The 26,088-nt window shown below is 61.3% G+C and carries 19 protein-coding genes; 2 read left to right on the top strand and 17 right to left on the bottom strand.

All coding sequences use genetic code 11. The features are described 5' to 3' along the window. Nucleotides 1-12 precede the first annotated feature (12 nt). From pgaA to KGB18_RS04480, 11 genes are all read right to left on the bottom strand, one after another. Nucleotides 13-2,493, bottom strand: coding sequence for a poly-beta-1,6 N-acetyl-D-glucosamine export porin PgaA (gene pgaA / locus KGB18_RS04530; RefSeq protein ID WP_223569459.1), 2,481 nt, complete (start codon nt 2,491-2,493; stop codon nt 13-15). A gap of 410 nt (nt 2,494-2,903) precedes the next feature. Beyond that, nucleotides 2,904-4,415 (bottom strand): YdgA family protein, encoded by a 1,512-nt coding sequence (locus KGB18_RS04525; protein WP_223569458.1) that lies wholly within the window; start codon nt 4,413-4,415, stop codon nt 2,904-2,906. Between the two features lie 282 nt (nt 4,416-4,697). Then, entirely contained in the window at nt 4,698-5,333 is a 636-nt protein-coding gene (locus KGB18_RS04520) for an NADH:ubiquinone oxidoreductase subunit N (protein ID WP_123357223.1), read from the bottom strand. 81 nt (nt 5,334-5,414) lie between these two features. Continuing rightward, a complete protein-coding gene (locus KGB18_RS04515; RefSeq protein ID WP_223569457.1) occupies nt 5,415-6,863 on the bottom strand; it encodes an efflux transporter outer membrane subunit in 1,449 nt (482 codons plus the stop codon). Next, nucleotides 6,860-7,747: an HlyD family secretion protein gene (locus tag KGB18_RS04510; RefSeq protein ID WP_223569456.1), complete on the bottom strand. Its 888-nt coding sequence runs from the start codon at nt 7,745-7,747 to the stop codon at nt 6,860-6,862. Before KGB18_RS04510 ends, KGB18_RS04515 begins: the two co-directional genes overlap by 4 nt. After that, a complete protein-coding gene (locus KGB18_RS04505) occupies nt 7,744-7,953 on the bottom strand; it encodes a DUF1656 domain-containing protein (protein ID WP_030128598.1) in 210 nt (69 codons plus the stop codon). Before KGB18_RS04505 ends, KGB18_RS04510 begins: the two co-directional genes overlap by 4 nt. Then, entirely contained in the window at nt 7,950-10,022 is a 2,073-nt protein-coding gene (locus tag KGB18_RS04500) for an FUSC family protein (protein ID WP_223569455.1), read from the bottom strand. Before KGB18_RS04500 ends, KGB18_RS04505 begins: the two co-directional genes overlap by 4 nt. After that, the gene (locus KGB18_RS04495; protein WP_223569454.1) at nt 10,019-10,447 is read right to left on the bottom strand and encodes a MarR family winged helix-turn-helix transcriptional regulator; all 429 of its coding nucleotides are present in this window, start codon (nt 10,445-10,447) and stop codon (nt 10,019-10,021) included. Before KGB18_RS04495 ends, KGB18_RS04500 begins: the two co-directional genes overlap by 4 nt. 126 nt (nt 10,448-10,573) lie before the next feature. Next, nucleotides 10,574-10,819, bottom strand: coding sequence for a type II toxin-antitoxin system Phd/YefM family antitoxin (locus tag KGB18_RS04490; RefSeq protein ID WP_201061645.1), 246 nt, complete (start codon nt 10,817-10,819; stop codon nt 10,574-10,576). Nucleotides 10,820-10,908: 89 nt separating this feature from the next. Further along, nucleotides 10,909-11,154 carry a DUF2789 domain-containing protein gene (locus KGB18_RS04485; protein WP_030128603.1) on the bottom strand — a complete coding sequence of 82 codons (246 nt, stop codon included), beginning with the start codon at nt 11,152-11,154 and terminating at the stop codon, nt 10,909-10,911. Between the two features lie 135 nt (nt 11,155-11,289). After that, complete coding sequence (locus KGB18_RS04480) at nt 11,290-11,757, bottom strand: aminoacyl-tRNA deacylase (RefSeq protein WP_123719048.1); 468 nt, start codon at nt 11,755-11,757, stop codon at nt 11,290-11,292. A gap of 212 nt (nt 11,758-11,969) precedes the next feature. Here KGB18_RS04480 and KGB18_RS04475 point away from each other — a divergent pair, with 212 nt between their 5' ends. Continuing rightward, nucleotides 11,970-12,518, top strand: coding sequence for an NfeD family protein (locus KGB18_RS04475; RefSeq protein ID WP_123719047.1), 549 nt, complete (start codon nt 11,970-11,972; stop codon nt 12,516-12,518). 2 nt (nt 12,519-12,520) lie between these two features. Continuing rightward, nucleotides 12,521-13,279, top strand: a complete 759-nt coding sequence (locus KGB18_RS04470; protein WP_123719046.1) for a slipin family protein — start codon at nt 12,521-12,523, stop codon at nt 13,277-13,279. Between the two features lie 44 nt (nt 13,280-13,323). On the opposite strand, the gene KGB18_RS04465 is transcribed toward KGB18_RS04470, so the two are convergent. The 6 genes from KGB18_RS04465 to KGB18_RS04440 are packed head-to-tail and all read right to left on the bottom strand — an operon-like array spanning nt 13,324 to nt 25,962. Continuing rightward, nucleotides 13,324-14,301, bottom strand: a complete 978-nt coding sequence (locus KGB18_RS04465; protein WP_223569453.1) for a sulfotransferase family protein — start codon at nt 14,299-14,301, stop codon at nt 13,324-13,326. Beyond that, nucleotides 14,289-15,074: an aspartyl/asparaginyl beta-hydroxylase domain-containing protein gene (locus KGB18_RS04460; protein WP_223569530.1), complete on the bottom strand. Its 786-nt coding sequence runs from the start codon at nt 15,072-15,074 to the stop codon at nt 14,289-14,291. The genes KGB18_RS04465 and KGB18_RS04460 overlap by 13 nt, the downstream gene beginning before the upstream one ends. Further along, nucleotides 15,071-15,676, bottom strand: coding sequence for an adenylyl-sulfate kinase (gene cysC, locus KGB18_RS04455; protein WP_123719044.1), 606 nt, complete (start codon nt 15,674-15,676; stop codon nt 15,071-15,073). The genes KGB18_RS04460 and cysC overlap by 4 nt, the downstream gene beginning before the upstream one ends. Further along, on the bottom strand, nt 15,660-17,174 hold the full coding sequence (locus KGB18_RS04450) for a TolC family protein (RefSeq protein ID WP_223569452.1): 1,515 nt from the start codon (nt 17,172-17,174) through the stop codon (nt 15,660-15,662). Before KGB18_RS04450 ends, cysC begins: the two co-directional genes overlap by 17 nt. A gap of 41 nt (nt 17,175-17,215) precedes the next feature. After that, complete coding sequence (locus KGB18_RS04445; protein ID WP_223569451.1) at nt 17,216-25,075, bottom strand: Ig-like domain-containing protein; 7,860 nt, start codon at nt 25,073-25,075, stop codon at nt 17,216-17,218. A gap of 50 nt (nt 25,076-25,125) precedes the next feature. Beyond that, on the bottom strand, nt 25,126-25,962 hold the full coding sequence (locus KGB18_RS04440; protein WP_038978410.1) for a sulfotransferase family protein: 837 nt from the start codon (nt 25,960-25,962) through the stop codon (nt 25,126-25,128). Nucleotides 25,963-26,088: the final 126 nt, after the last annotated feature.

The raw sequence follows: 26,088 nt of genomic DNA, 5'->3' as shown, positions 1-26,088 counted from the left end.
CTTCAAACTCTTCTAGAAGCGGTAAGTGAGGTCGACGAGCAGGCGCAGATCGGTTTCGCGGTCACCGTCATAAGGCCGGTTGATCACGCTCAGCAGGCCACCCACCTCGAATACGTCGTTCCAGCTGTAGCGCTGGCCGTAACCCAGCAGGCCGACGCCGCCGGTCCCGTGATCACGCTGGCTATAGGTGCCCGCACCGGCCTGGAACTGCTGGCTCCAGGAGGTTTCGTAGCGGTGATAGAGCACATGGTTGACGTTCACCGTCGGCAGCACGCTGAAGTCGGATTTTGGGTTGAAGTACGGCACGTCGTCGGACTTGGAGTTATGGCTGGTGCCGACCTCCAGGCCGAGGTCGACTTGCAACCCCGGTGCGCGGTAAACACCCTCGCGTCCGGTGAGCAACGCTTCGACACGGTTGTTGCCGTCACTGAAGTGCGAGGGGCTGACCGCCAGCCTCCACTCGCGGCTCTCATTGGCGCGCCAACGGATGAAACCGCTGCCGCCATTGGCGGTGATGTCGCTGTTCAAGGCCCGCAACGGCGTTTGCGCCGACAGGTATTCGAGGCTGCCGCCGTACTGCCAGTGATCATCGATGTCTCGGGCAATCGCCAGGCGCGCGCCCTGTTTGTCACCGAAGCCATAGGAATGATTGGAGACTTCCGCCTCCAGGGTCATATCGCGAGTCCGGCGTTCTAGCCCGACGCGCTGAAAGCGATGGTGGCCGGTGCCTTCCTGGAAGTCGCCGGTGGCGTAACCGGCACCGACGAACACACGCCAGTCTTCATCGATGGGCGGGCTGTACAGCGTGGTTTCGATGCCGAAATCGCGACTGCCGTTGACCGCCCCGGCGTCGCCGTTGCCCCCGCCATAACTCTTGCCGCCATAGGCCTCTACCCGCAGCTCGGCCATGTCATGGACTGCACGCTGACGCTGCAAACGCTGGACCTGACGGTTGTCCGGAAAACGCGCGACCACATCGTCGGTCAGCGCATCCATCTGCCGCCATTCCTGTAGATCCATGGCGGTGTGGCCTTGCGCAACTTCCAGGCCGATGTCCCGCGGCGCCATGCTCTCGGTTTCCTTGAGCTGATTCTCGGCGCGCCGTGGCCAGTCCCGGGCCAGGTACAGATCGGCCTGGGCCAGACGCAGGCCGAGGTTGCCCGGGGCCTGATCCACCAGCGTCTGCAAACGCTGCTCGCCCGACGGCAGATCAGCGCCGTAGGTGCCGGCCTGGGCGGCGAGTTGCTGCGCGTCCATCCATTCATCGTTGGGGTTGCCCACCGGCAAACCCTTGAGCTCGACGCGCGGCTTCTGAGTCTTGGCCAGGTCTTCAGCGACCTTACGCGCTTCATCGGCCTTATCGCTTTCGAGCAGGGCGTAATAGAGCGCGGTGCTGTCTTCCAGGCGGTCGCCGACATCGGCATCCGGCGCCACCAGCACCTGACGATACAAATCGGTGGCGATTTCTGGCTGACGCTGGTCCAGATAGGACGACGCCACCCAACGCAGGGCGTAGGTCGGAATCTTCACACCTTCGGCGAGCAGCTTCTGGTATTCGGCGATCACATCGGCGGTGCGTGCACGGGCCTTGAGGGCGCCCATGCGATCGATTCGCCAGCGGATGACGTCATCGTGGGCCTGAGGATCCGGCGTCCATGTCGTCAGCAATTGGTCGTAATCGGCCAGAGCCCGATCAGCGATCAGATAACGTTCTTTTTCGCTGCGAGTGGCCAGCTCGGCCAACCGCACGCGTTCTGCGGCCAGGTCACCTTCGAGGCGTCGCAGTGTAACCGGGTCCAGCAATCCCGGCCGCTGACGCGCCAGGCGCAAGGCCGGTTCCGGCAAACGGGCGCGTTGCAGGGCAATCACGTATTCCCGAGCGACGTCGGGCTTGCTGCCAGCGCGGATGAAGGCCTGGTCGTATTCAAACAATGCGTCGTAGGTGGCGCCGGCGCGGGTCAAGGCGTAGGCCAGGGCCAAGCGGCGGGAAGGATCATCCGGTTTCGCCGCCACCAGCGCCCTGGCGCGGGCAACCGCCTCGTCAGGTTTACCGGCATCGGCCTGGGTCATCGCCAGCCCCAGCTGCAGGTCGGCATTTTGCGGTTCAAGGGCCAGGGCCTTGTTGTACACCCGGGTCGCCGAGTCCCAGCGCTTGAGGTTGCGATAGGATCGCGCGGTGGCGGTCAGGGCCTGAACCGGCAGCGCACGATTGTGCCCCTGGGTTTCATAGACCTGGACCACTTCGGCATCCAGACCCGCCCAGCTGGCGATCTGCAAGTGATCGCTGATCTGGCCGGTGGTGGCCTGGTTGACTGGCACCTGGCGCAATACAGTCAGCGCAGGCGTGTAGTTGCCGGCCCGTGCATCGTGAACCATTTGGTCGTAGGGGGTGTCGGCGAGCGCCAGCATCGGCCACAACAACTGGCCGCACAGCGCAACGCTAAACAAGGGGCGCAAACCACGATGAATAAAGGGACCAGCAATACACGGCATTCGTCAGCATCCTTACATGGCCAGCCGGGTCGCAATGTCCCTTGCCCATTCGTAGCGGAAAGCCGGGTCGAAAGACCCAGCCAAGCTTTATCGATGCAGTCTTGCATGCAAGCGTAGTCGACTATTCAGAACACAAGAATTCTTCAGATTCGTGACGCTCCGGTTCTCTGGTGCCAGTCAGCCAAGCGCAGCCCCTGTGGGAGCGGGCTTGCCCGCGATGAGGGCGCGTCAGTCGATAAAGATGTTGGCTGATAGATCGCTATCGCGGGCAAGCCCGCTCCCACATGGATTGCGCTTGATTGACTGGCATTGGAACCTCCTCCCCCTCTCCCCGTTTCGAAACCCCAGACAGCAAAACGCCCGGCGTCTGCGTGTTGCAGAGGCCGGGCGTTGCGCTGAAGCCTTCGGTTTTACTGGATGCTGACGTCGCCCGTGCCGCCGAGTTTGCTCATCACGAAGCCGACAAATTCTTCGAGGGTCATTTTCTGGCCGTTGAAGTCCACCTGATTGTTGGCGTAGTGCAGCTTGGTGACGACGTTGTTGCCGTCCAGTTTCGCCAATTGCGTGCCGACCGCCATGCTGCTGAACATGTCGGCGGTTGCGCTCGCCTGATCGGCGATGAGCTTGGCGTCGGTCTGGCCGTCGATTTGCGACTGCACGGTGAGCACGTCAACCAGCATTGGCTTGGACACCAATAGGTTGAAGTCCAGCAGCGCGATCAATTGCTTGACCAACTGGTCTGGCGGCAGGTCCATGGACTGCGGTTTGGTCAGGTCCAGCACCAGGTTGGCGCGGCTTTCGCCGTTGCTGGTATTGAACGACAGGTTTTCCAGAGCCACCTGCGGGCCGGCGGCCAGCAGTTTCTCCAGGCCGGTCTTGACCTGTGCCTCTTCGGCCGGCGTCAGGTTCAGTTCCGGCGCCGGTAGACCAGCGGCAGCGGCTTCAGCGGCGGCCTTCTCGTACGGTTGCAGTTTGGTCTGGTAGATCTGCATCAGCGACATCGTTGACGGGATGTCGAGGTTTTTCAGACTCATGGCCATCTGCGCAGAGCCGATAACTTTGCCGTTCAAGGACACTTCACCAACCTTGTAATCGGCACGCCCTGAAGCGTTGGTGCCCGATTCCTCAGTCTTGTTCTTCATTTCAAAGTTCTTGACGCCGAGTATCGACTGTTTGGCGCCGAAGGTGGTCTTGCTGTTGGTCAGCTCGATGGTGTTTTCGCCGGTGTAATAGCCGTACGTGCTTTTGTTCAGGTTACTGGCCACGGTCAAGCCGTTGAGCTCGACCTGCACCGGGGTCTGATCTTCGGCCACGGTGGTCAGCTTCAGGCTGTCCATGTAACCGTCAGCCTTGACCTTTTGCGCCTGGGCACTGGCGGCTACGTCGAGTTTCATACCGGAGAAGGTCAGATTGGATTTGTCATCCAGTGCTGTTTCCAGCGGCAGGAATTCGAGGGTGCCCTTCGTGGAGTTGTCGTAGCCGATGTTGACCACGCCTTTGACCGGGGAATTGTCCTTGGCGGCCGCAAACCACTTCTCGGTCAGCGGAGTCTTTTCCAACTCGTAGTGACTGGTGGCCAGGACCGGCAACCACTTCAGCGATACCAGACGCGAAAACGGCAGCGGGCCGTGTTCGATGCGGTCGACGAACAGCAACTCGACCGGCGCTTCACCAAACATCTCGCCCTCGCCCTTGAGGCGGTAGTGCGCGGTGCTGCTGAACACATGGCGGTCCAGCGACACCAGCTCCAGCGATGCCGTACCGTTGGAACCAGCCAGCGCGGCTTGCAGCTCTTTGTTGGCGTCGGCGATCGAGGTGTTCAGCACCCCATCGAGTTTGGAGCCGGTGTACCACGCACCGCCAGCGCTGATTGCACCGATGGCCACGACAATTCCTAGAAGCACGCCTGCTGATTTATTCATGAAGTACCCGTTCAGTGTCCGTTGTTGAAAGTGTGGTCGTCTTCCCTGAACCCATGACAGGTTGCGGTCACGACTGCGCTAAAAGTGGGATGGAGATTAGCATTTGCGCCGCAAAGCGGCTCAATGATTAAAGGTGAAAGAGTGTCTATGGATCGCGCAGAAGGGGCGATAGTTTCAGCGGCTGTAAGATTGCCATCGCGGGCAAGCCCGCTCCCACAAGGATTGCGCTGAACCTGTGGGAGCGGGCTTGCCCGCGATGGCGTCAGTCCAGCCAACCTCAATTCAGGAATACTGAACCTCAATCTCATCCAATTGATGATCAAAACTCTTGAGCCGCGCTGTCCACGTATACACCAGCACTTCAAAATCCCGATTGATCACCGCCCCGCCGGTCACTTCCGCGCGCGGGTCGCAGAAATCCAGCTGATAGCGTTCGCGGGCCATGGCGTTGGCGACATCAGACAGCTCTCGCGCATTGTTGAGCCAGTGCCACCCCTCGTCGGCCACTTGCTTGTCCAGCGCCAGGCATTGTTTCTTCAAGGTTTCGAGGCTTTTTTCCAGCGGCGTGCCGGTGAGTTCGCCCATGACTTCCTGGAAGGTGCGCCCCGGTTGCCAGTAACTGCCCCAGAAATACCGGTCGAACACCGTTTCGACGCGACGCAAAGCCACCTTGGTGTCCCAGATCAGCACCAGGGTTTTGCCTTGTTCGAGTTGTCGTTTCTTGATGCGCTGGCCCTGTAATGAAGCCCAGGCGACCACCACGATAGCCATCACGGCGATCAACGCCACTGCGCTGTCGAGGAATATCAGCGCCGTGTCGAGCTGGTGGGCCAGCATGACGCCGTAGAAATAGGTGGCCGACAGCAAAACCAATGCTGCAATGGCGCACCAGAAGCCGGGAGCGTAAGGGTTTTTCATTATTAGATCCCCATGACCAACGCAAGCCTTGATCGACGGGTTCGCCGCGCGCCCCCATCAAATCAAAGCATAGCAACGGCCTCAGGGTTTGCCGGGTTGTGACCCTTGCGTTCGTCCGCTTTCCCAGCCGCCACCCAAAGCAAGGAACAAATCGATCTGGCTCATCGCGACTTGGGTGCTGGCCGAGGCCAGTTGCGCCCGTACGTCGGTGTAGGTGCGGGTGGCTTGCAGGTCAGCCAAAAACGACGCGCGGCCGGCCTGAAAGAAGCGGTGGGTCTGGTCGGCCGCCAGTTGCGCCGATTGCTCGGCATCTGCCAACGCATCGCGGCGCTGAAGCTGCGCGGAATATTGCGCCAGGCCGGTCTGAGTTTCGCGGATGGCGTTGAGCACCACGCCATCGAAATGCGCCAGCGCGCCTTGGGTCGCGGCCTCGGCCTCACGGATTCGCGCGCGGGAGCCGTTGGACGGCACGGTCCAGCTCAGCAACGGGCCGAAGCCCCAGCGATTGGTCGCCGGTTTGCCGAGGTTTTCCAGAATCCCGACCGTACCAACGGTCGCGCCGATGCTGATGTCCGGGTACAACTCGCCGGTTGCAATACCGATACCGGCCGTCGCGGCCGCCAATCTGCGCTCGGCCTGCCGCACGTCGGGTCGACGCTTTAGCAGCGTGGCGCCGTCACCCACCGGCAACAATTGCGCAATTTTCGGCAGCTCAGCGCAGTCGCTGGTACCTGCAGGCAATTGCTCGACCGGTTTGGCCAGCAGCATCGACAAGCGGAACAGTCCGGCCTGACGTGCCGCTTCATAACGCGGCAATTCGGCGCGCAAGGATTTGAATTGGGTTTGTGAACGGGTGACCTGGGTTTCATCGCCGCGCCCGGCATCGCGCAAGCGCTGGGTCAGCGTGGTGCTCTGGGCTTGCAGGTCGAGGGAATGCTGAGCGATCTCCCGCTCTTCGTTGGCCGCGCAGACTTGGGTGTAAGCCCGCACCACATCGGCCACCAGCGTGATGCGCGCGGTGTCCGCTGCCGCCTGAGTCGCATCGGCATTGGCTTTGGCCGCTTCGATGCCGCGCTGCAATGTACCAAACAGGTCGAACTGATAGGACGTGGTGATGCCGATATCACCGACGTTGGCCACCGGCACTTTATCCGCCAGCAAGAACGCCTCGCCAGACTCTTGCAAACGCTGGGCACCGACTTTCACGCCACCGCTCCAACCGCCCGCCGCCTGCGCTTCGTCGACCTGAGCGCGAGCCCGCGAAAGATTCGCCGCCGCCACCCGCAAATCAGTGTTGGAGGCCATGGCCTGCTGCACCAATTGGTCCAGACGCGGATCCTGATACAACCGCCACCAATCGCTGGGCACCGGTGCCGAAACGACATTTTTGCCGTTCACCGCCAGATCGCCCTGAAAGTCGTCACGGTGCACGGCGGCCTCGTCCGGCAAGTGATAATCAGGCCCGACCACCTGACAGGCCGACAGCAGCAGCCCTAACCCGGCCACCGCCAATCCAGAGGCCCTGCTCATTGCGCCGGCTCCCCGGCTTGATCGTCGATGATCGACACCGTGGCCGTGCGGCCGGCAATCATGCGGAAGTCCGCTGGCACCTCGTCGAAAGCGATTCGTACCGGAATCCGCTGCGCCAGCCGCACCCAGCTGAACGCCGGATTGACGTTGGGCAACAGGTTGCTGCCGCTGCTGCGGTCGCGGTCTTCGATACCGGCGACGATGCTTTCCACATGCCCGCGCAGCCGAGCGCGGTCGCCGACGACCCGAATATCGACGCTCTGGCCGACATGAATGCCGTCCAATTTGGTTTCTTCGAAATATCCATCGATGTGGAACGAGTTGCTGTCCACCACCGACAATACCGGCCGCCCGGCGGTGACGAACTCCTGGGAACGCGGCGCCCGGTCGTTAACGTAGCCATCCACCGGGCTGCGGATCAGCGAGCGGTCAAGGTTGAGCTGAGCGCTGTCCACCGCCACCTGCGCCTCCATTAACGCCACTTCGGCGCGGGCGACACGGGACTGGCTTTCTTCCAGTTGTTCGGCCGGGACCAGGTTGCCGAGGCCACGGTTACGCTTGGCCTCGCGCTGAGCCTGGGCCAGGGTTTCCTGGCAGTCGGCGACGGCCGCTTTTGCCTGGCGCAACGCCAGTTTGAAACGGTCCTGATCGATACTGAACAGCACCTGGCCGCGTTTCACCCATTGGTTGTCGCGCACCTCCACCTGCTGGATCAGTCCCGACACGTCCGGGGCGATCTGCACGATGTCGGCGCGGATGTGCCCGTCCCGGGTCCAGGGCGCGAACATGTAATACATGACCATGCGCCAGACCACGACAACGGCGAAGGTCACGATCAACAGCGTCAAGACCACGCGGCCGAGGGTCAAAAAAGGTTTTTTCATGTCATCAGGTATCGACTGAGTGAATCCACGGCGCCGAGGAGCAAGGCGTAGAGACCCACGTTGAACAATGCCCGGTGCCAGACCAGACGGTAAAAGTGCAGGCGCGTCAGCAACCCGTGCACCAACAGGTACAACACGTAGGTAATGCCCATCAGCACCAGCAGCGTGGGCAGGAACACCCCGCTGATATCCAGATCACCGATCATAAAGGCGCTCCATCGATGCCATGGGGAAGCGGTTCTTCGAGCTCGCCTGTGCCGACGAACTCCACACCCGGCAGCAAGGCCAGGCGCAAGCCGCTCAGGGCGTGCAGCAAATGCAGACGGGCGCCGTCGTCGCACTCGGTATCGAGGGCGCGACGGGTGCGGTCGAGAGTCATCAGCAACGGGCTCGGCGCTGGCAGACGTTCGTCGGCCTTGAGACAGGCCTTGAAGTACTCACCGACTTCGGCCACCACTTGCTGCAGCAGCACCTGCGGCACGCCCACCACACGCGGCGTATAGGCCAGCAGGTCGAGCAGATTCAACGCCACGCGTACTTCCCGCAGCGCGATCCCGGTGTCCTGGCCGGTCATGGCCAGCCGCGGCAAGTGCTGCATCAGGCGATCGAGGACCTGCACGCCCAATTGCCGGTGTTCGGCCAACGAAGCCGGCTCGGTGAGGCTGACGATGTCGCGCCAGCTGAAACGGGTCAGGCGCTTGGCCGCCAATTCCGCGCCGAATGGCCGGGCGATCAGGGTCCAGATGAACGCGAACAGCAAACCCATGGGACCAGCCAGGTTGGAGTTGGCGAAGCTGAGGAAGTCCGCGTCGTAGGCGCCCTGAATGCTGATGAAAGATGACGTGTTGACGATGGTCAGCAGCATGCCCAGGTAGAAACGCGGCTGCACCGTCAGGGTGCCAACGCAGATGAACGGGATGGCGAATGCCAGCACCAGCATCGGGAAGTCATGCAGGTTCGGCAGGATCAGAAACAGATAGAGGCTGGCGAACAGCACCGACATCGCGGTCCAGAAAAAGAACCGGTAGATCTGCGGCGCCGGGTCGTCCATCGAAGCGAAAAAACTGCACGCCACCGCCGCCAGAATCACCGCACTACCGCCGTCGGTCCAGCCGAGCAGAATCCACAGCACCGAGGCGACGATGATGGCGGTGACCGTGGACGCGGCCGAATAGAGCATCAAGCCACGGTCGAGAAACGGCGACAGCCGACCGAGGCGCCAGTGCCGATACACCGCGCGCCAACTGTCCTGGCTCTCGCACTGAATGGCGTATTGCAGGCTGCGGCAGTCTTGCCACACATCGATCCATTCGCCGAGGCGATACAGGGCATTGGAGAACAACAACTGCTTGCGGTCATCCAGCGCCTCGGCACTCGGTTGCAGCGCTTCGAGCTGGTTTTTCAGGGCCTGCCAGAGGTTGAGGTCAGCGTCTTTATGGTCGAGCCATTCGGCGGTCGCGGTCAGCAGTGGCGCGAACTTATCCACAAGCTCCGGCGTGCGCCGCTCGAGGGCATAGAGTGCGTCGTCGAGGGCATCGATCACCGGCAGCAGATGGATCATTCGCCCGCGCAGTTCCTTGGTATTACGCACTGTCTGCGGCCGCGCGCCCTCGTGGGGCAACTGACCGATCATCAACTCCAGGCTGTTGAAGTTCGCCACCATCGATGAACGCAGGGCGCTGACTTCGTCCGGCTGCACGTTGCGACTGAGGAAGCGCAGACTGTAGGTCGAGGCATCGACGAACCATTTGTTCACCGAATCGTTGAACACCGGCGCCAGCCGCCGCGGCCAGAACATGGCGCCGACCACTGCCGCGCAGGCGATGCCGAGAAAGATCTCTTCGGTGCGCGCCTCGGCCACGTCCCACACCGCCAGCGGGTTATCCACCACCGGCAGGGCGATCAGCGGCAAGGTGTAACCGGCGAGCATCAAGGCGTAGCTGTTGGCAGTGCGCAGGTGCAAGGACAGGAATAGCAAAATCCCGGTCCACAGCGCGATGACCACCACCAGCACATAAGGGCTCTGCACAAACATTGGCACGAAAAAAACCGCCGCCGCCGCACCGAGCAAAGTGCCAACGGCGCGGTACAAGGCCTTGGAGCTGGTAGGACCGACGAACGGGCTGGAAACGATGTACACCGTGGCCATCGCCCAATACGGACGGGGCATTTGCATGAGCATGGCGATGTACAGCGCGATCATCGATGCCGCGAATGTGCGCACACCGTAGAACCAGTCCCGCGCCGGGGGCACGCCGGTGAAAAATCCGCTCAAGGTTGAGCTACCGCTGGATGATTGGCCGCTTCGAAAGCTTTCAGTACCCGCAGCGCCGCTTCCAGATCACTCGGGGCGATCCCTTCGAGCACTTCATGGCGCAAACGCACCAACTCGACTTCGACTGCCTGCACCAGTTCGCGACCGGTCTCGGTCAGGCTCAGGCATTTGGCGCGGCGGTCTTGGGTGTCTTCGGTACGGCAAACGTAACCGGCATGACACAGCTGATCCAGCAAACGCACCAGAGAAGGACTCTCCATCCCCGCCGCCTGCGCGACCGTCACCTGCCGCACACCCTCGCCCAAACGCCCGATCATCAACAACGGCACGGCACAGGCTTCGGAGATTCCATAGTTGACCAGCGTGTTCTGACAGATCTTCCGCCAATGCCTGGCGGCCACCACCATGGAGCTGCTGATGTTCATCTGGAGAGCGTCGAGGTTCTTTGGCACGAGGGGATGCACACACTGTTAGTTTGCTAACTATCAATATGGCATTGGAGGGGAAAGTTGGTCAAGTTTTGAAACAATTCTCATGCTGGCAATGAGTTTTCACAGGTCCTCAAGACTGATTGGTTCGCCAGTCTCCTGATTGCGAGCGCGTATGAGAGTTGCAAGGTCGACATCATCCAGGCGGTCCAGCATCGCTTCGTAGAGATCCGCCGAAACCAGATACGCCCTGATTCGATTGTTATCCACTACCGCGACTGGCCCGGCTTGTGTATCCCGCAAGACAGCACCGACGTTTTTCGCAAACTCGGAGATGCTGATGATTCTTTCGGCCAAAACATATTGCATGGGTCAATCTCATCTTGGATTTGTCGCCATGGAAGCTACTTGAACCAAGTTAATAAGACCCAGAAGAAACCTGTGACGAGGTTTTTCGTTTACACACCCCGCCCCTTCCTCAGCAGCACATCCAGCTGATCCACCACCTCCGCCCAATCTGCATCATCCAGAATCTCCTCACGCAGCAGCTCTGCCTGGCTCTCGTTCCAGAAGAACGCGTCCGCCAGGTGCAGTTCGGGTTTGAGCGGTGAATGGGTAGCGATGAATTTATCGATACTTTCGGCGTCATCAGGCAGGCCGAGTTGTTTGAAGAGAGATGGGAGGCTGTGGGTAGGGGATTCCATGTCTGGCTCCTTCGTGATTGCGTGTTGGATGGGTGACCGTGGCGCGGCTATTCGCGGGCAAGCCTCGCTCCCACAGGGTTTTCGCAATTCCTGTAGGAGCGAGGCTTGCCCGCGATGATGGCAGTTATGTCGACGCTACGCCGACTGACTCAACTCGCACACCTCGGCATGCGGCACCATTTTCAGAAATTCCGGCACGCTCATGTGTACCAGATTGTTGTGGTTGCCGGCTTCGAGGTAGATGTCTTTCTGCCGGGTCAGCTGTGGGTCGATGACCATGTCCATCCCGTAGGATTCACCCAGTGCAGGCACGGCACCGCGTTCGCAATCGTCAAACAGGTGCGGCAGGTTGCTTTCACGGGTGATTTGCCATTCGCTGCTACCACGTACTTTGCTCAGGTCCAGATGACGGCTGGCGGGTAGCACGGCCATTAAGTAATGCCCGTGGCGATCGTCGAGAATCACCGATTTGGCGACCCGTTCGGCGGGAATGCCCGCGAGCCGAGCCGTTTCAAGGCTGCTGGCCGAGTGCGGGTGGGAAACGATGTCATATTCGCAGTGAGCCTTTTCCAGGCTGTTCTGCACGGTTTTTGCCATACGCATGATGCACCTCGGTGTCCGCAGCAACGAATCGCGGACGGTGGTTAGCTTTTGGTCTCCCTTAAAAGTCTAGGCCCGCTGGTGGGATCCGGCGGGAAATCCGCCCGTCGGACGCTGTCGACAACTGATCAAAATTCATACAAGTGCAGGCTCAACTAAACTTGTATACAGAGTCATGAACGGCTCGCGGACGGATGACTCTCCCGGAGGGTCAAGTGAACACTCGTTGCTGTGCAATTGCGCTGCTGTTGGCCTTGAGCGGATCGGTTTTCGCAGCGGACACCGTCGTCCTGCTGGTTCCCAACCCTATCGGGATCTGGCTGATCACGTTCGGCATAGCGTTTCTGATTGCCGAAGCGGCCTTGCCCAATTACGGCGTGGTCGGTCTGGGCGGCATTGTGATGTTCGTGATCGGCGCGGTGATTCTGACCAATACCGAGGTCCCTGTTCCCTTGATGATCGGCCTGGGGTTGATCAGTGCCTTGCTGCTGACTTTCCTGCTGATCCACGCCTTGAAAACCCGACCGCGCCGCAACGTCAGCGGCGATGACGCATTACTCGGCAGCGTGACGCCGGTAACGTCATTGCAGGCTGGCGATGCGTATATCGGCTGGGTGCATCTGCAAGGCGAACAATGGCAGGTATTGAGCGAAACACCGCTTCAACCGGGTCAACAGGTCCGGGTGGTGGCACGCAAGGGTCTACTGCTGGAAGTGGCCGCGGCTGACGCGGCGCCCGCAATGAACAATGATGGCGGAGAATAGTTATGGGCCTGCAACTGGGTTTTGCCGCGCTGCTGTTATTGCTGATTGCACTGGCGGGGTCGACCTTCCGCATCCTGCGCGAATATGAGCGCGGCGTGGTGTTCCAACTCGGACGCTTCTGGCAGGTCAAAGGCCCCGGCCTGATCCTGCTGATTCCGGTGGTTCAGCAAATGGTTCGCGTCGACCTGCGTACCGTGGTGCTCGACGTGCCGCCACAAGACGTGATCACCCGCGACAACGTCTCGGTCAAGGTCAATGCGGTGCTGTATTTCCGCGTGCTCGATCCGCAAAAGGCGATCATTCAGGTCGAAGACTTTCTCATGGCCACCAGCCAACTGGCGCAGACCACGTTGCGGGCGGTGCTCGGTAAACATGAGCTCGATGAATTGCTGGCCGAACGGGAACGCCTGAACGTCGACATCCAGCAAGTGCTCGATGCGCAGACCGATGCCTGGGGGATCAAGGTGGCCAACGTCGAGATCAAGCACGTGGACCTCAACGAATCGATGATTCGCGCCATCGCCAAACAGGCCGAGGCCGAACGGGAACGTCGGGCCAAGGTGATCCACGCTGAAGGCGAATTGCAGGCCTCGGAAAAACTCATGCAGGCTGCTGAAATGCTCGGGCGTCAGCCGGGAGCCATGCAATTACGTTACATGCAGACGCTGAGTTCGATTGCCGGGGACAAGAGTTCGACCATCGTCTTCCCGCTGCCGATCGAGTTGCTTAAGGGGATGGCGGATTTGTCGTCGAAATCCTGAGGCATTAATCTGCCGGCCCAAAAGATCGCAGCCTTCGGCAGCTCCTACAAAAGCTCGGGGTACACCTGTAGGAGCTGCCGAAGGCTGCGATCTTTTTCCAATGCCTCATAAGGCTCCCGCGCCCAGTGTTCCACCCGATCACGAAGCAGCATCGTGGCTTCACGACGCTTGCCATCACTGTCACCAACAAACACCTGCGACGGCTGCTTGGCATGTTGCCCCACCGCCGCAAACACTTGCCTGCGCTGCTCGAGATCCAACGCAAAGAACGTTGCCAACCGTCCCGCCATGGCCTGCGGCAGTTCGCTGTAATTCACCGCCCATCCGCCAAACGCCTGGCATTGCGCCAACCCCGACGCCAGCAATCGCCCCAACCGCCGGGCGATGTAATCCTCACGACTGCTGAACGGAAATTCCTCATCCAGCATGCTCGCCCCGATCATCCCCGGCACCATGTGCATGCCCGGACGACGCAAATGCGAGACAGCAATTTCCAGCGGATCGCGATAAAGAAACAACCACGGTGTTTCAGGAAAACACTCGCGCAGCAACGGCAGTTCACCGATGTTCCAGGCGTCGAGTTTGATCACCAGCCGTTGCTCCACGCCAAGCCGACGTTGCCCGTAGGCAGACAGCAACCCTTTGATGGCGGCACAGCGTTCGACGGCGGGCAAATCACTGCGCAGCAACGCATCCAGCGGCGGTGGCTCGCTGATGACGATGTGATTGTCGAGTTGCGCCAGCATCTGGCTGATCAGGGTCGAGCCGCAGCGGGAGGCGTGAAAGATAAAGGCGCTCGGCGTCAGGCCGGGGCTGCAAACCTGCCAGTCAGCAAGGGTCGACAGTGCGGTTTTCCGGCGAAACGCCTGATTGAACGGCAGCCGCAGCGCATCCTCCACCGCATCACGAAAAAACGGCTGATGCAGCCGCGTGTCACCGAACCAGCACCAGTCGACTTGCCATTGCCCGGCCTCTTGCCAGACGCGGATCGGCAACCAGCCTTCGAGGTTCAGGCACTCCATTGTTCATTCCATTGGCGACGACCGTCGCGCATCGCCGCGCGCAGTTCTTCACGGGTGAACGCAAGTCCACGCTCGGCGGCCAGTTCCAAAGTACGGACGATAAAGGCTTGGTTGTCCTGCACACCCTGCAAGGACTTGCACAGCTGCGGATCACTGGCCACCAACGCCTTGAACTGCGCCAAAGCGTCCTGACCGAGTTCCGGCAACGGCGTGGTTGCCAGCCCGTCGATAATCGCCTGCTCGAGCCAGGCACCAGGCCGGCAATCGAGTACCAGATGAATCCGTGCCTGAATATCGCGATTGTCCACGCGATGAGGCCGCGACAGGTCGAGAAACCAGCATTCGCCAGCGGCCATCGGCATGCGTTGGCCGTCCAGCAGAAAGTCCACTTGAGGCGGGCTGAGCAGCGGGATATGCAGACGCAAATCAGCGTCCGGCTCGCCCAGGTCATAGTCGCGATGCTCGTGGATGCGCCCGCCCGGGCCGAGCCGCAGCAGACGCGCGCAGACGATCTGCAGCGGCAGATCCCGCAGCCCTTGCTGCCATCGAACATCTTGCAGCCAGGGCGCACGCAACAGAGTCTCGCCGCGACCGGGCGACAATTCAGTCAAGGCATCGGCCGCGGAAATCAGCGCCACGCCGCTCCAGTCGCCAGCGTAATAATCGCTATTGAAGTGGCCGTGCCAGTCGTCCTCGCCAATCGCTGCCAGTGCCTGCAGCAGCAACGGCAAATCCACCGCCACCGGCAACCGGGAGAAGGCCGGCCGACTCATCGTTTCGGCAGCACCGCGCATTCGCCGAGCCAGGTCAGCAAACGATCGAGACAGGCCTCGACCGACTGCGCGCCCGTGTCGAGCACTAGCGACGCAGACGGCGGTGGTTCGTAAGGCGCGGAGACACCGGTAAACCCCGCCAACTCACCCCGTCGAGCCCGGGCGTAATGACCTTTGGGATCACGCTGTTCACACACCGCCAACGAGGCGTTGCACCAGACTTCGCGGTAATCCTCGCCCAACCGTCGGGCGAACAATTCACGCAACTCCACCAAGGGCGCGATCATCGCCAGGATGACAATCTGCCCGTTCTCGACCAACAGCGCCGCGAGTTCGCTGGCGCGGCGGATGTTTTCCAGACGATCGCTGTCGGTAAACCCCAGATCGCGATTGAGCCCGACCCGCAGTCCGTCGCCATCGAGCACCACACTCTGCACACCGTGTTCGAACAGCTCGGCGTGCAGTGCCTGGGCCAATGTCGACTTGCCCGCGGCCGGTAAACCGGTCAGCAGAATCGCCGCGCCACGATGGCCGTTGCGGGTCTCCCTTTGGGCGCGGCTGATGCTCGCCGTCGGCGCCAGCAGGTTATTGGACCGGGGCATGGGTCACCGGCATTGAGATGTTGCCCGCCGCCCACGCCTCTTCGCGATTGGCCAAGGCGGTGGCGATGGACTGGACTTCGGTCGATTGCACTTCATCCGGCAGCGGATCGAGACCGGCGCTGGCGAAAATTTGCCCGTAAGCGTTGCGCAAGTCAGCGTAAGACAGGTCACGACGCAGATCGGCCTGCAAGGTGTTCAGCTCGCCCTGGATCAGATCCAGTTCGCCCAGCCCGGCCGCCTGATAGCGATTGCGCAGTTGGCCGACGATTTGCCCATCGATGTCCGACAGTTGCTGATTGGTCTTGAACTGCCGCATCGCCTCGCGATAGTTGGCGTTGGCCACGTAAAGCTGCGCCAGTATGGCAATCGACATCGCTTGTCGACGCGCCGTGGCGACTTCTTCACCGGCCTTGGCAACGTCGATCGCGGCGGGCGCGGAAATCACATTGAACAGGTTCCAGGTGACTTTCACCCCGTAATCCGCCCAGCCCTGCTCCACCAAAAACGAGTTGCTGTCGTAATGCCCACCGGCGGAAAACTCCAGCCCCGGCAGCAGACGCAGCATGGCTTTGCGGGTTTCGGCGGCGCTGATGCGGGTCTGGTAATCCTGCTCTCGCAATTCCGGCCGACTCGTCAGGGCTTCCTGTTCCAGGCTGGCGAGGTCGACCTTGAGTTCCGGAATGACGTAATCGTCCTGGGTCGCCAGCGTCAGATTGGTACTCGGAGGCAGGTTGATCAGGGTCGCCAGTTCGGTTTTCGCCAGCGACAGTGCGCGGCGTTGCTCTTCCAGTTGCCGAGTGGCTTCGATCAGCGAGCGCTGATAACCCAACGACTGAATCGGATCGCCGATGCGCTGTTCGCTCATGCTCTGGCTATTGTTGCGAGCGGTTTCGACCCGGGCCATCAGGCTGTCGATCTGCTTGAGCAAACGTTCGGCGGCCATGGCTCGCCAATAGGCCGAGCGTACGTCCTGAACGATGGTGTTGATCACCTTGCGCCGACGCTCCTGCACGATCAGCCGCTGATCGCCCTGCTGCTTGGCACTGATGTAACTGACGCCGAAGTCGAGCACGTTCCAGACCATGGTCAGGTCCGCCACTTCACGGTCGCGGTCCTGGGAGGTCGACGGTTCCAAAGACTGGGTGCCGGTTTCCACGCTCTGGCTGCTGGAAGCGTTTACGTTATTACGCCCCACATACCCGGCGTCCAGCGCCATGCGTGGCAGCATGTCGAAACTGGCGAGGTCGAGTTGGCGCTTGGCCAAGGCCTCTTCCATGATCTTGAGCCGGCCTTCGAGGTTGTACTTCACCGCGCGGGCCATGGCCTGGTGCAGGGTCAGTGGGCCGCTGAGAGGCTCCTGCCCCGTGTACATGTTTTGCAGATCGCTTTTGGCGCGCTGTTGGCTGACGCTGCGTTCGATCGGTTCACTGGTGACTGCACACCCGCTGATCGCCAGCGCCAGCAGGCTGGCGCCGAATAACTTCTGACTTCTCTTCATCCTTGGAGCCCCCAGGTGCCGCCCTGCTTTTAATGGTTTTTTCAGGCCTGCATTTCACTGATGCCGACCTGTTGCAAAGCCGCGGCCAGGCTTTCGACCTGCCGCTGCTCGGTGTCTTTGAGTTGTTGTAATTGCTGACCAAGACTCGGTGCGCCAAACACGCCGCGCAGCCCTTGGGAAGCATCTCCTGTCCTGATTGAGTTATTGCCGAAGGTGCTCAGCGAATCCCCTTCGCTGCCAGTGTCCTGATTGAACAGATTCGACAGCGTGCTGCTGCCAAAGACCCCGCCGTCCCCCCCGCCAAAACCGAGGAAGCCGTGGCCTGAGCCATCGCCACCGCTTTCACTGCTGCTGAACACCTGCGCGATAAAGCTAGGCGTCAGCGCCCCGTGGTTCATGAATATGTCGCCCAGAGGGCGAATGCCATTGCCGATCACCCGTTGTTCAAACAGCGGGGAAAAGCTCAGCGGCGAGCCAAGATCGCCAGTGGGTGGGGTAAAGACGATTGGCTGCAATGGCACGTTAGGCTGAGCGGGCACGGTGACAGGTGGTAAGACCACAAACGCCGGCACGGTGTTGATCGTGTAGTTGTTGGAGACCGCGACGCTGTCGCCTATGTTGCCCGCCAGGTCCGTCACATTGCTGGTGTCCAGCGCAATGAAGTTGCTCGGGTCGGTGATATTCGCGGTGGGCGTGAAGGTCCCGGTCCAGGTCTTGCCGCCGTCGCTGCTGGCCAGGTTGGTCAACTCGCCGTTGGTCACGCTCAGGTCCGACAAATCGAAGTCACTGACCGCCTCGTTGAAAGTGAAGGTCACCAGCGTCGTCTGGCCAATGCCCAGGTTCGGGTTGGCAACCACGATGGTGACGGTCGGGCGAGTTGCATCGAGCGCATAGTTGTTGGAAATGGCGATGCTGGCGCCGGCATTGTCCGCCGCGTCGAGCACATTGCCAGTGTCGAGCAGGATCAGGTTGGTCGCATCGTTGAGGTTCGCGGTTGGCGTGAGCGTGGCGGTCCAAGTCACACCGCCGTTGTTGCTGACCAGGTTGGACAGCACACCATTGGCCACGCTGAGGTCCGACAAATCGAAACCGGACACCGCTTCGCTGAAGGTAAAGGTCACCGTGGTGGTTTCACCAATGCCCAGCTTATTGTCCGCGACCACAATGGTCGCGGTCGGGCGGGCGGTATCAATCGCGTAGTTGTTGGAATCGGTCACGCCGACGCCGCTGTTGCCCGACGCGTTGGTTACACCGCTGTTGTCCAGACTGATCAGGTTAGTGGTGTCCGTCACGCTGGCCGTAGGTGTAAAAGTTGCGGTCCAGGTCACGCCGCCATCGCTGGACGAAACACTGCTAAGAGTGCCGTTGGCTACGGTCAGGTCGGCGTTGCTGAAACCGCTGACCGCTTCAGAGAAGGTAATTGTCACCAGCGAAGTTTCACCGACCTTGAGGGCATTGTCGGCAACCACGATGGTAGCGGTCGGTACCTGGGTTTCCACCACATAGTTGGCCGAGTTGGTGGTGCCCGCCCCAGTATTGCCGGCCACGTCCGAGATGCCGCTGTTACTCAGGGTGATGATATTGCTAGTGTCGGTAATCCCGGCCGTCGGGGTGAAGGTCCCGGTCCAGGTGATGCCTCCGTCGCTGCTGCTCACCGCGCTCAAGGTACCGTTGGCGATGCTCAAATCACTGTTGTCGAAACCTGTCACCGCCTCGCTGAAGGTGATGGTCACCAACGCAGTTTCGCCCGGTTTCAGCGTCGTATCGCTCAGCACGATGGTGGCGGTCGGACGTAGGCTGTCGATGGCGTAGTTATTCGAATCGGTGGTGCCGGCGCCCGTGTTGCCGGCCCCATCGATCACTCCGGTGTTGTCCAGGGTAATCAGGTTGGTCGAATCGGTGACGCTCGCTGTCGGCGTCAGGGTTGCGGTGTAGGTGATGTTATCGCTAGTGCTCAGATTGCTCAGGGTACCGTTGCTGACCGTCAGGTCGGCCGTGGTAAACCCGGTCACCGCCTCCGAGAACGTAATGGTCACCACCGATGTTTGACCCACCGCCAGCGCTGCATCCGCGACCACGATGGTGGCCGTCGGACGCACGGTGTCGATGGCGTAATTGTTGGAATCGGTGGTGCCGCTACCGGCGTTGCCCGAGCCGTTTTGCACACCGCTGTTATCCAGGGTGATGACGTTACTGGTATCGGAGATGGCATTGGTCGGCGTAAAGGTTGCGGTCCAGGTGATGCCACCATCACTGCTGGTCACGGAGGTCAAGGTGCCGTGGGCGATGGTCAGGTCGGCGTTGTTGAAACCGCTGACGGCTTCACTGAAGGTGATGGTTACCAGCGACGTTTCACCGATGCTCAACGCATTGTCGGCAACGACGATGGTGGCGGTCGGCAGCACCGTATCGATGGTGTAGTTGCCGGAGTTGGTGGTGCCGCTGCCGGTGTTGCCGGCCACATCGGTCACACCGGTATTGACCAGAGTGATGACGTTGCTCGAGTCATTCACGCCGACGGTTGGGGTGAAAGTCGCGGTCCAGGTGATGCCACCGTCGCTGCTGCTCACCGCGCTCAAAGTGCCATTGGCGATACTCAGGTCGGCGTTGGTGAAACCCGTTACTGCCTCGGAGAAGGTGATGGTCACCAGCGAGGTTTCGCCGGCACTCAGGGTAGGGTCGGCCAGAACGATGGTCGCGGTCGGGCGCACGGTGTCGATGGCGTAGTTGTTGGAGTCGGTGGTGCCACTGCCGGCGTTGCCCGACAGATCGGCCACACCGGTGTTGTCCAGGGTGATCAGGTTGGTCGTGTCGTTGATGCTCGCGGAAGGCGTGAAGGTGGCGGTCCAGGTAATACCGCCGTCGCTGCTGCTCACCGTGGTCAACGTGCCGTTGGTAATGGTCAGATCCGCGTTGGTGAAACCGCTTACCGCTTCACTGAAGGTGATCGTCACCAGAGAGGTTTCGCCGATTCTCAGCGCGGTGTCCGCCACCACGATGGTGGCCGTCGGGCGCACGGTGTCTATGGCGTAGTTGTTGGAATCGGTGGTGCCGCTGCCCACGTTGCCGGTGGCGGCAGCCTGCACGCCGGTGTTGTCCAACGTGATCAGATTGGTCGTATCAGTAATGCTGGCAGTCGGGGTGAAAGTCGCCGTCCAAGTGATGCCTCCGTCACTGCTGCTCACCGCGGTCAATGTGCCGTTGGCAATCGTCAGGTCGGCGTTGGTGAAACCGCTCACGGCCTGGTTGAAGGTGATGGTCACCAGTGACGTTTCACCGATTCTCAACGCAGTGTCCGCCACCACAATCGTCGCGGTCGGCGGGGCGGTATCGATGGCGTAGTTGCCCGAAGAACTGATCCCGCTGCCGGTATTGCCCGCCAGATCCGCCACGCCGGTGTTGGCCAGGCTGATGACGTTGGTCGCGCTGATGATCCCTGCTGTCGGGGTAAACGTCGCGGTCCAGGTGATGCCGCCGTCGCTGCTGCTCACCGCGGTCAACGTGCCATTGGAGACGCTCAGGTCAGCGTTGGTGAAACCGCTCACCGCCTCGGAGAAGGTGATCGTCACCAGCGAGGTTTCGCCCGCCGTCAGCGCCGTATCGGCCAGTACGATGGTGGCCGTTGGGCGCAGCGTGTCGATGGCGTAGTTGTTGGAGTCGGTGGTGCCGCTACCGGCGTTGCCCGCCAGATCAGCCACGCCGGTGTTGTCCAGGGTGATCAGGTTGGTCGTGTCGTTGATGCTCGCGGAGGGCGTGAAGGTCGCGGTCCAGGTGATCCCGCCGTCGCTGCTGCTCACCGAGGTCAACGTGCCGTTGGCAATCGTCAGATCCGCGTTGGTGAAACCGCTCACCGCTTCACTGAAGGTGATCGTCACCAGAGAGGTTTCGCCGATTCTCAGCGCGGTGTCCGCGACCACGATGGTGGCCGTCGGGCGCACGGTGTCGATGGCGTAGTTGTTGGAATCGGTAGTGCCGCTGCCCACGTTACCGGTGGCGGCAGCCTGCACGCCGGTGTTGGCCAGGGTGATCAGGTTGGTCGTGTCGGTGATGCTGGCAGTCGGGGTGAAGGTGGCGGTCCAGGTAATGCCGCCGTCACTGCTGCTGACCGAGGTCAACGTGCCGTTGGCGATGGTCAGGTCGGCGTTGGTGAAACCGGTCACGGCCTGGTTGAAGGTGATGGTCACCAGTGACGTTTCACCAATTCTCAACGCAGTGTCCGCCACCACAATCGTCGCGGTCGGCGGGGCGGTATCGATGGCGTAGTTGCCCGAAGAACTGATCCCGCTGCCGGTATTGCCCGCCAGATCCGCCACGCCGGTGTTGGCCAGGCTGATGACGTTGGTCGCGCTGATGATCCCTGCTGTCGGGGTAAACGTCGCGGTCCAGGTGATGCCGCCGTCGCTGCTGCTCACCGCGGTCAACGTGCCATTGGAGACGCTCAGGTCAGCGTTGGTGAAACCGGTCACCGCCTCGGAGAAGGTGATCGTCACCAGCGAGGTTTCGCCCGCCGTCAGCGCCGTATCGGCCAGCACAATCGTGGCGGTCGGGCGCAGCGTGTCGATGGCGTAGTTGTTGGAGTCGGTGGTGCCACTGCCGGCGTTGCCCGACAGGTCGCTGACCCCTGTGTTGTCCAGGGTGATCAGGTTGGTGGTGTCATTGATGCTCGCCGAAGGCGTGAACGTAGCGGTCCAAGTGATGCCGCCGTTGCTGCTGCTCACCGCAGTCAACGTGCCGTTGGTAATGGTCAGGTCCGCGTTGGTGAAACCGCTTACCGCTTCACTGAAGGTGATCGTCACCAGAGAGGTTTCGCCGATTCTCAGCGCCGTGTCTGCGACCACAATGGTGGCCGTTGGGCGCACGGTGTCGATGGCGTAGTTGTTGGAATCGGTGGTGCCGGACCCGGCGTTGCCCGCCAGGTCGCTGACCCCGGTGTTATCCAGGGTGATCAGGTTGGTCGTATCGGTAATGCTGGCGGTTGGGGTGAAGGTTGCCGTCCAGGTGATACCGCCGTCGCTGCTGCTCACCGAGGTCAACGTGCCGTTGGTGATGGTCAGGTCGGCGTTGGTGAAACCGCTGACCGCTTCACTGAAGGTGATCGTCACCAGAGAGGTTTCGCCGATTCTCAGCGCGGTGTCTGCCACCACGATGGTCGCGGTTGGACGGAGTGTATCGATGGCGTAGTTGTTGGAATCGGTGGTGCCGCTGCCAGCGTTGCCCGCCAGATCGCTGACCCCGGTGTTGTTCAGGGTAATCAGGTTGGTCGTGTCATTGATGCTCGCGTTCGGGGTGAACGTGGCGGTCCAGGTGATGCCGCCGTCGCTGCTGCTCACCGAGGTCAACGTGCCGTTGGTAATGGTCAGGTCGGCGTTGGTGAAACCGCTCACCGCTTCGGAGAAGGTGATCGTTACCAGAGAGGTTTCGCCGATTCTCAGCGCGGTGTCCGTCACCGCGATGGTCGCCGTTGGCCGCACGGTATCGATGGCGTAGTTGTTCGAATCGGTGGTGCCGCTGCCGGCGTTGCCCGCCAGGTCGCTGACCCCAGTGTTGTCCAGGGTGATCAGGTTGGTCGCATCGGTGATGCTGGCGGTCGGGGTGAAGGTCCCGGTCCAGGTGATCCCGCCGTCGCTGCTGCTCACGGCAGTTAAGGTGCCGTTGTCAATCGTCAGGTCGGCGTTGGTGAAACCGCTCACCGCTTCGGAGAACGTGATGGTCACCAGCGACGTTTCGCCGACCCTGAGGGCCGTGTCGGTGAACACGATGCCGACGGTTGGCCGCGCCGTATCGACGACGTAGTTATTGGAGTTGGTCGTACCGACGCCGGCGGTGCCCAGACCGTTGATCACCCCGGTGTTGTCCAGGGTGATGACGTTGGTCGTATCGGAAATACTGGCGGTCGGCGTGAACGTTGCCGTCCAGGTGATGCCGCCATCGCCGCTGCTCACTGCCGTCAACGTACCGTTGGCGATGGTCAGATCCGCATTGGTGAGACCGGTCACCGCCTCGGAGAACGTGATCGTTACCAAGGACGTTTCGCCGATACTCAGTGTGCTGTCAGCCACCACAATGGTCGCGGTCGGCGGTGGCGAATACGCGGTGTTGAGTACACCGCCATCGTTATAGATTGTCGCGACGGAGGTCGGCGAGGTGCCGGTTGTACCTCCGCCCTGCGCGGTACCGCCTGCACCACTGGCCGCGGCATTACCGGCCAGGGCGGCGAAGTTGGCGGCCGTGATCAGCAGCGTGCCTTTGTTCCAGATCGCACCGACGCCCCGGCCGCCGACGCCGCCATTGCTGGCATTGCTGCCCTGGCCACCGCCACCGCCACCGCCGCCACCGGCGCCGATGTTGTTGCTGATGGTCGACGTGCCGACGATGGTTATAGTGCCGCTGCTGGCGTTGTAGATCCCGCCCACCGCGTTGCCGCCAGCGCCACCCACCTTGTCCCAACCGGCCCCGCCGCCGCCACCGCCAATGGAAATCGTGCCATTGGTGGCCGTCGCACCGTTACCGCCGTTGCTGTAATAGGAAACGCCCACCCCGCCAGCACCGCCAGTGGTGGTACCGCCGCGACCGCCCATGTGGGTCGCGTCATAACCGCCGCCATAACCACCGGCGCCACCGCCGCCCGCACCGCCGCCCAACGTGCCGGTACCCGGCCCTGCCGAACCGCCATGCCCGCCGCCCTGGCCGCCCAAACCGCCGCCGCCACCACCGCCACCGCCGTAAAAAGCGCCGGTGACACCGCCGCCGCCACCGCCACCGGAAGCGCCGTTGGAGGTCACGGTAACGTTGTTCAGGGTCAGAATCCCTGCGTTGAAAATCCCCCCGGCCATCGCGCCCGTGGCGCCGTAACCACCGTTGCCACCCGTACCTGACACCAGGCCACGGGTGAGCACCAGACCATCGAGTGTCACGATGCTGCCGGACGCCACCTCAATCACTCGGGTCCTGTACTGACCATCGAGAATCACGTCAGCCGCGCCGTCGTTGTTCAAGTCGCCATCAACGGTGATGTTCTTGTTGATCAGCAGTTCGGACGTCAGCTGCACCGTCATGCCGCTGCTAAAGGTGACGATATCGCCGTTCTGCGCCGAGGCGATGGCCGCACGCAGTGAGCCGACGCCTGTGTTGGCGTTGTTGGTGGCGGTCCAAGTGGCCAGGCCCCATTGATAGTCGCTCATGGCCGTGGTCGAGAGGACGTTGGCGCTTTCGATGTTGCCGGTGGCAATTTCCAGATTCCAGTCGCCACCTATCCCGGTGCGATTACTGGAAGCAGCCACATCGCGGCCGGTCAATTGAGCCAGCGAGTCGACAAAACTCAAGCCACGCTCACCTTCGGCGGTGTAGCAGCCGTAGATCATGATGTCGCCGCCGACGTTCATGTCCTTGCCGATTTCCGCCAGTACCGCGCTGCGAGCCGCGACGTTGTCGGCCGACAGATAACTATCGCCCAGCCACAGATCGCCCGCGTTGCCGTGGGCAATGATCTGCACCGAGCTGACGCCCTGATGGCTGTCCAGATAATCAGCGATTTGCTGCAGGCCATCTTTGCTGGCGTCCAGCTGAACCACCTGAGTGCCGGGCGCAATGCCCTGAAGCAGGCTGGCAGCGTCCTTGACCCGCGAATCGACGAACACCACGCTCTGCCCCGGCACCGCAGCAGATGCTGGCGCCGGTGTGGCATCGGCCTGGCCGTGGGTGTCCTTGCTGGCGACCGGTTGATCGGCCGTCGGCGCCTTGACCGCCTCGGCGGTGGCATGGCTGTCAGTCTGGGCGGTGTCGGCAACGGTGGCGGCCACCGCGCCGTCGAACAGCATGCGTGGCTCCAGGGACATGATCATTGGCGAGGCCAGCGCTCGTGCGCCTTCGGTAACCCGCGACTTGCCTTTGCTCCACCACATGCTGCTCACCCGGACTCGAACTTTTGGACGCATCAATGAAAACGCCGCGATCAACTGATCGCGGCGTCGGCTTTCATACGAATGACATTGGCGGCGCTGGCGGAGCCATCGAGCCAAAAGGACAACTCGGCGTATTGCTTGAACAAGTCCGGCGGCAGGATCGTCCGCCTGGACTGCAATTGAACCTTGGCCTTCACCTTGTGCAACCCCGAGAGGCCGAGGGCCTGATCGAATTCCGGTGCGTCATAGGCCAAATGATCGAAGTCATGTTCGAACCAGGGTTCGCCGATGAAGTCGTAGACCAGCCGCATCACCCGCTCCGGCGCCTGGCTCAGCAGGTCGTAATCGATGATCAGCAACGAGTCGGCGTGTTCGCCGTAATAGGCTTCCTTGAGGGCGGCCCAGGAAAACCCCACCAGCCGATTGCGCTGGGCCAGGGTTTCGCAGCGGCTATAGACCGTGTTGCGCTCGACGGCATCGCCGAACAGCTTGGTGTTTTCGAAGGGATTGGCGCGGTACAGGCGCTCGATACTGTCCATGACCCAGGCGACATTGCGCACGCAGGCAATGATCTTGGCTTGAGGGAACAGATCGCTGATTGCCGGCAGACGCGAACTCCACAGGCGGTTCGTGTCGAACACCACCGGTTTGTCGGCCTTGTCAGCGTAGAAAGAGTCGAACAAGCCGCGCAATAGGCGGCGACGCAAGTCGGTGTCGATCACCGCACCGAACTCGCTGCCGGCGCTGCATTGTTCCAGAACACCGGAAAAGAGCGCACCCACGGGGCTGGTCATGCCGGCATGAAAGCGCGGGTTCTGCAAAAGAATGGCAGAAAGCAGGGTCGAGCCTGAGCGCGGCAAGCCGGAAATAAAGTGAAAGTGTTGCATCCATTCACCCGCCATAAGTCCTTTTGTATGACGAGCGTAGACCATGAATGGTATTGCGACTAGTGGTGCTTTGATATCAAATCGGAGCTAAATCGACTGGAAAAAACGATTGATATAACCGGCTGC

The sequence above is a fragment of the Pseudomonas sp. BF-R-26 genome, from assembly GCF_019947395.1.
GTDB lineage: Bacteria > Pseudomonadota > Gammaproteobacteria > Pseudomonadales > Pseudomonadaceae > Aquipseudomonas > Aquipseudomonas farris.
The sequence above is the reverse complement of the archived record's forward strand: the minus strand, read 5'-3'. Positions and strand labels throughout refer to the sequence as shown.